This is a genomic window from Providencia sp. Me31A (assembly GCF_050487165.1).
Lineage (GTDB): Bacteria > Pseudomonadota > Gammaproteobacteria > Enterobacterales > Enterobacteriaceae > Providencia.
On record NZ_JBKQGZ010000050.1, the window covers coordinates 1 to 5,781 of the forward strand.

Here is a 5,781-nt window from a genome sequence, read left to right on the forward strand (position 1 = left end):
TCATTTGTTGTATTTCACGGCTCACACTCTGTCTAACTTGCTGTGACACATTTTCAGACACGGATTTAAACTCAGTAACCGAGTCCATCATGGTCTCTATCGCTTTAGACAACTCTTTTTGCTGAGTCTCAGCAAATAACACCAATCCTAAAATTTTTTGATCTGTACTAATCGCCATAACCAAACCCTCGTTCCCGTTCAATGGTTTTTTCTTTGATAACGCTACGCCCTATCTCCTGTTTTTGTTCAGCTATATTCTGTTTTAAATCTGCGATAAAACTTTGCTCAAAGCGTTCTCGATAATGCTCCATCGCTTGCTTATACTCGGAGAGCCATTTTTCATCATGAAAATCGATATACCGCATTTGCTCTTGCCCATATCGCTCAATATCAGGCTGCTCCCGAAGCTGTTTTAGACTGAGTTTATCCTCATCCGTCAGTCGTCCTGACGCTTCAAATCCCAAGTGATATTCCGGCAATCGCTCAATTCCTTGATCAGCTAGCGAACGGTGATCTATTCGAGCCTGATCAATCCCTAAATTTTCAACATAACGATTATGGGTATCAGCCCAACGCTCACGCAAATCAACCAGCGCATCCCGTTGCTCACTCAAGGTTAAGCTATGCCCTGAATCCTTTTGCGCTCCGCCACGTTCAGGGTATTTCGCATTAAACCGTTTAAAATACTGGTCAGGCGCGCGATCTATGCCATCATTTACGCGTAAACTCATCATCACATGTGCGTGAGGCTGTTCTCCGCCGTCAATACTGGCGGTGGGGTTGTGGATCGCCAATGTGTAAGCATGACGCTCGCCCAATTCACGGCTCACAAACTCACGAACCAGCCCAATTTGCTGCTCGCTGTTCAGTTCTCGAGGGAGCGCGATTTCAAATTCACGGTACGCAGAGCCATTTTTTCGCTCAAACTGATCTGCAGCTTGCCAGAAATGCTGAGGCTCGGCTTTTGCCCATGCAGGCATATTCCCATGCTCAACATGCACAAGATCGCCTCGATGCTGATATTTTCCCTCTCGAGTGATGTAATCCGCATGCGCTACACCGCGTCCTTTTGCACCAAACTTTACACTAAAATGGTAGGTCGCCATCTTGGGTTTTAGCCCCCTGCAAGGGCGCACGTTTCTCGCCGTAGGCAGAAACATATAAGTGCGCTATATACTAAAGTGTCAATTGGCAGTATAGGCGGAATTCTGATTTAATCGAAAGGCTAAACATGAAAAATCGAGGTGAAGAATGCGCACAACGAATATTGAATGGATCGCCAAACGCATGGGATTGATTCGCAAATTCAACGAAAAAACGGAGCGGCAACGTGAAATTATCAGACTACTGGATATCGAAAACCGGACATCATTAGAGCAAAAGCAACTCCATGTACTCGCAACAGCCGAAAAAAACGAATTACAGCGACAAGAAACCGCGCAACGACGGGCTGTACAAGAACGCATTGCCAACAAGAAGAAACGACGCGAGCGCAATCACCAGATGTTTCTGTCTGCCGGAATGCTAACGCAATCTGGCTTAGTCGATAAAGTGACGGGAAAACCCAACTATGATCCAGAACGACTCATTCAATCATTCACACGGTTTAATCAAAAACTCCAAGAACGCGAAAAGGAACAATCCGAAAAATGAACAAACAAGAAAAAGCCGTCCTCAATATGGCTAAATTTCTTCAATCACAAAGTCTGCTTTTACTCGAAAAGCTCAATGAGCTAGATTCAAATAATCTCGATGCAGAAACCAACTTATGCGAAGAGCTCCATGAACAAGCTGAGTCACTACGCCAACAACTGAGCGCGAAGCTAGAAAAGAAGTAGCCATTTTACAATAGGCTCCGCCCTCCTGACGAGCTTCACAAAAATCGACTGATTTTCGGTGCTCTAGTCAAGATAGGCGAAACCCGACAGGACTCTAAAGATGCCAGAAGTTTCCTTCTGACGGCTCCCTCGTGCGCTCTCCTGTTCCCACCTTACAAGTTTACAGCCAGTTTTAATCCGCTCTTTCCATCTTTGGGGGCGCTATCTCTCAGCTTCCCTATACTGGCACTGCGCTTGCTTAGGTGGTTCGCTCCAAGCTGGGCTATTTGCACGAACTCCCCGTTTAGCCCGACTATCACGCCTGTTCAGGTAACTGTTCTCTTGAATCCAACCCTGACAGACACGTAAAAACGCCACTGGCGATAGCCTTTGGTAACAGGGGGTTCTGAATTATTTCGCTGAAATCCTTGAAGTGTCACCGCAATAACGGCTAAACTGATAGAACAGAATTTGGTTTCAGTGGTGTTCAGACCCTGTTACCTCGGTACCATGAGTTCCCCAACTCAAAGTACCAACCTTTAAGAAAAACCGCCGAAAGGCGGTTTTTTCTTTTCGTGGCATTAGCCTATCCGATCAACCTGATAGAGTGAACAATTATTTTCAAATGTGCGTATTTTTTATAAACGAAGTCACTAACGCTCATGCCGCATTTACAATCCATAACTTAACTTCAAGAAATTGAGAGTAATCTTTAGCTAAGTGTTTTACCAATCTATAAAAATAAGCTTTGGTCGTTCTCAGCGTTGTCTGTGTTAATATTTGCCTTATGTTGACATCATTTTATTGGATAATATAAGGACATTTAAATGGCTAGTCTCGATGATATAGAAAGGGAGAAACTCATTTATTCGGATGAAATCGGATGGATTGATGAAAATCACGCTCAAGGTACTGACGCTATTAACTTAAAAGCTCAGATGGAAGGGGAAAACGTATCTCGTGACCTCTTTAATCAATTTCCTTCACTAATGACAACCCCGTTATTTAAAACACATTTTGTTGTTGAGTATAAGCAAAAAATGGCTAACTTTGGGTATACGGCTGCAAAAACAGCTAAATGGTTAGTCAAGAGAGGGCTGAATTCCGAAGATAAAAAATCAATTGCTTTAGCTATTATGTTAGATATGACAATGCACTTTGAGACATTGCAAAGTAATTGGTTCTATGGTGGGATTTTAATGAACGATAGTGGATTTAGTGGTGAAGATATTATATCCAATTTATTGGGTTTTTATAAAATATACGAGCCAAGGAATTATAAACCATTACTTAAAATAGCTTCAAAAGATAAAGCCATCAGAATTTGGGAACACTACGGCTCAATTGGGAATTTTAAAAATAGGGAGCTACGCCCTTGGATATTCCCTGATCCGCTAGTTTACCCTAACTCTAAACCATACAAAAAAGACTTACCTTACTTTTTGAAAACAATCAAACCGATTAATCTTCGATTAAACAATGGAAAAGTAGAGCCTTTCTCACCCGCTCAATATATCCACTCTTACCATTTGAGCCGCTTTAATCCATTTAGGTAATTAGAATCATCATGAAAAAAAGAAAAGTTTGTTATTTTTTGATTTTTTTTGTTTTTTGCTATTTATTTGTCTTACTTTCTCCAAGCAGAACCATAGGATTACATAATTATATATATTCCTATGTATTGGTAGATAATCTAGTCAGGAACGCACCTTTTAAAGAATATGCTTCTCACTATAGTTATCGTTCATTTGATAGGTTTACTGAGGGCGGCTCAGGAATTACTTATTCTAATATTCCATTTTCTGAAGTTGAGTCTGTCAGAGATGGATTAGAATCGTATTTAATGTCCTCTTTAGAAGTAGATAGAGCGCCAGCAGAAGAATTTGATAGTGAAGGTTTATATCGATATAGGTCTGTAGAGAACGAAAGAAAATCATTTGTAATAAGCGTATATGAATATAACGGAGTGAAAAATATTTCATTTTCTGAAGATACAGAGCCGCCGCCTGATATTTTTTAATCTATTTAAGGTGCTTAGCACCTTAAATAGTATATTTTTAAATATTGTTATCACTCTTAATGCTATAGCCTGACGTTCCAGCTATTACATGCGACCATGTAATGCTTTCATAATCAATTGTAACACTTTCATAAGGTTGGGCGTCTTCATGTGTTAACGAGTTAGGAAAATGAAGAGACACGTTCTTTATACTCGCTTTTGTTAACTTTATTGTATAAAACTTTTCTTGTCCGCCGCTTTCGCTCGTTCTATAAAATGTGAAATCACATTCAACAAGTTCATTATCTGAAATACACACTCCCAATAATGGTGAAGATTTATCCACGGGTTTAGTGATAGTTACTGGAGAATGACTCACATTTTGCAATCTAAAAATATCATGATCAAAAGAGTAAATAAGAATTTCGTCTTTATGACTTTCTTGATACTTATTACCGATTGATTCACGTGTTGAGCAACCTTTTGATATTAAACCTTGATTTTTCCCTGTTAGCTTTAAATAGATTAAATTCGCCATTATATTTTCCTATATATTTTTGAAATCTAAGGTGGTTAAAAAAATTCTGTAATTATCACCATAGAGCGGACATTATAACTTTGCTATTACAAATTAGGTTCCGATAAGACCCATTATGTTAAACGGGCGAGTTTATTGTCCAAAATAGCCCATTTATCGCCATAAAAACGCCTACAATCAATTTTAAGCACTAAACTCACACCATAACACCCAAATGCACCATGAAAGTTTAGAACGTTTTATGGCGCGTTTGAGACCGTTTTTAACATCTTTTAATTTCATCCCAAAAAAGCACTCTATCAGCTAAAACATCCACATTTTCTGTGGATAATTCATTTGATAGACGGTGAACTTGATATCTACTAATTGATAACTCAATAGAAATTAAAATGATTGCTTTTCAAACAATGATTAGCTCAATATGAATCCGTTTTTGGTGAGAGTGACTCCATAATTACATCCATCGAAAAACCTCGACTTTGGAGATATCGAATCTGCTTCGCTTTCTCCTTCGGTTCGATAGGTAAATCTTCACCAAATTTTTTAATTCGACTCTCTGATGCCATCTCAAACCAATCAATATCGAGAGAATTAATTAAGTTTTCAGTAATTTCTCTCGCAATACCCTTTTGACGAAGCTCGAGTCGAATTCTGGTGATCCCATACTGTTTTCTTAAAAAACGAGACAGCATATTTTCAGCTATACGCTGGTCATTTATGTACCCTTCATTTCGTAGATTGCAGAGAGTCGCTTCAACATCAATAGAATCCTCCGTCAATTGACTCAAAATTCTCCGCATTTCACCGTTGGTATAGTCCTTACGGGCTAATAATGACACCGCATGACTATACAATTTATCTATCATTTTCATATCTATGACCTTTTATATTTTAATTTTTATTAAAAACATAGAATCCTGAAATGGACTCAAAAACTTTGAGTCCATTTCAGGATTGAACAAAGGGCTTGCCCTGCGTTAGAAAACGTCCTGTTTTTTACTGGTGTTATTGAGGATCTTTGGCTTATCGACTAATTTTTCAATTTGTTGTTTTAACTGTAGTTGATCTCGGTATATCACATTTTGGTTCGCTTTAAGTACCTCTAGCTGTTCATTAAAATACCACGAATTAAACACGGTTAAACCGGCGGCAAAAATAACGCCTGCGCCAATAAACCACCAAAATCGATTTTTTAATTGCCTGTACTCATGAAGAAGCGTTTCTCTCGCTGAAAAGGTTTCTTGATTAATCACATCCGCTTGTTGTTTAATCAGTAACGCGGTTTTTTCAATGGACTTAAACGTTGCCGCTGTTTGATCGCCCAGTAATTGCCCGACATTCATTTGTTGTATTTCACGGCTCACACTCTGTCTAACTTGCTGTGACACATTTTCAGACACGGATTTAAACTCAGTAACCGAGTCCAT

Annotated in this window: 8 protein-coding genes; 4 read left to right on the forward strand and 4 right to left on the reverse strand. The window is 39.2% G+C overall.

Features of this window, described 5'->3' with window-relative positions:
- Positions 1–167 precede the first annotated feature (167 nt).
- Positions 168–1,106 carry a MobA/MobL family protein gene (locus ACLPIE_RS22120; protein WP_430263788.1) on the reverse strand — a complete coding sequence of 313 codons (939 nt, stop codon included), beginning with the start codon at positions 1,104–1,106 and terminating at the stop codon, positions 168–170.
- Positions 1,107–1,251: 145 nt separating this feature from the next.
- On the opposite strand from ACLPIE_RS22120, the gene ACLPIE_RS22125 reads away from it, so the two are divergent.
- The 4 genes from ACLPIE_RS22125 to ACLPIE_RS22140 all read left to right on the forward strand — a co-directional run bounded on the left by ACLPIE_RS22125 (position 1,252) and on the right by ACLPIE_RS22140 (position 3,837).
- Positions 1,252–1,653 (forward strand): hypothetical protein, encoded by a 402-nt coding sequence (locus tag ACLPIE_RS22125; RefSeq protein WP_430263789.1) that lies wholly within the window; start codon positions 1,252–1,254, stop codon positions 1,651–1,653.
- A complete protein-coding gene (locus ACLPIE_RS22130) occupies positions 1,650–1,838 on the forward strand; it encodes a Rop family plasmid primer RNA-binding protein (RefSeq protein ID WP_430263790.1) in 189 nt (62 codons plus the stop codon). Before ACLPIE_RS22125 ends, ACLPIE_RS22130 begins: the two co-directional genes overlap by 4 nt.
- Positions 1,839–2,644: 806 nt before the next feature.
- Positions 2,645–3,373, forward strand: coding sequence for a hypothetical protein (locus tag ACLPIE_RS22135; protein WP_430263791.1), 729 nt, complete (start codon positions 2,645–2,647; stop codon positions 3,371–3,373).
- A gap of 11 nt (positions 3,374–3,384) precedes the next feature.
- Positions 3,385–3,837, forward strand: coding sequence for a hypothetical protein (locus tag ACLPIE_RS22140; RefSeq protein WP_430263792.1), 453 nt, complete (start codon positions 3,385–3,387; stop codon positions 3,835–3,837).
- A gap of 37 nt (positions 3,838–3,874) precedes the next feature.
- Here the strand turns inward: ACLPIE_RS22140 and ACLPIE_RS22145 are convergent, their stop codons facing one another.
- The 3 genes from ACLPIE_RS22145 to ACLPIE_RS22155 form a co-directional block, all read right to left on the reverse strand.
- Positions 3,875–4,354 carry an Hcp family type VI secretion system effector gene (locus ACLPIE_RS22145; RefSeq protein ID WP_430263793.1) on the reverse strand — a complete coding sequence of 160 codons (480 nt, stop codon included), beginning with the start codon at positions 4,352–4,354 and terminating at the stop codon, positions 3,875–3,877.
- 416 nt (positions 4,355–4,770) lie between these two features.
- On the reverse strand, positions 4,771–5,226 hold the full coding sequence (locus ACLPIE_RS22150; protein WP_430263794.1) for a regulatory protein RecX: 456 nt from the start codon (positions 5,224–5,226) through the stop codon (positions 4,771–4,773).
- A gap of 105 nt (positions 5,227–5,331) precedes the next feature.
- On the reverse strand, positions 5,332–5,781 hold a 450-nt coding region (locus ACLPIE_RS22155), incomplete at its 5' end, for a hypothetical protein (RefSeq protein ID WP_430263795.1).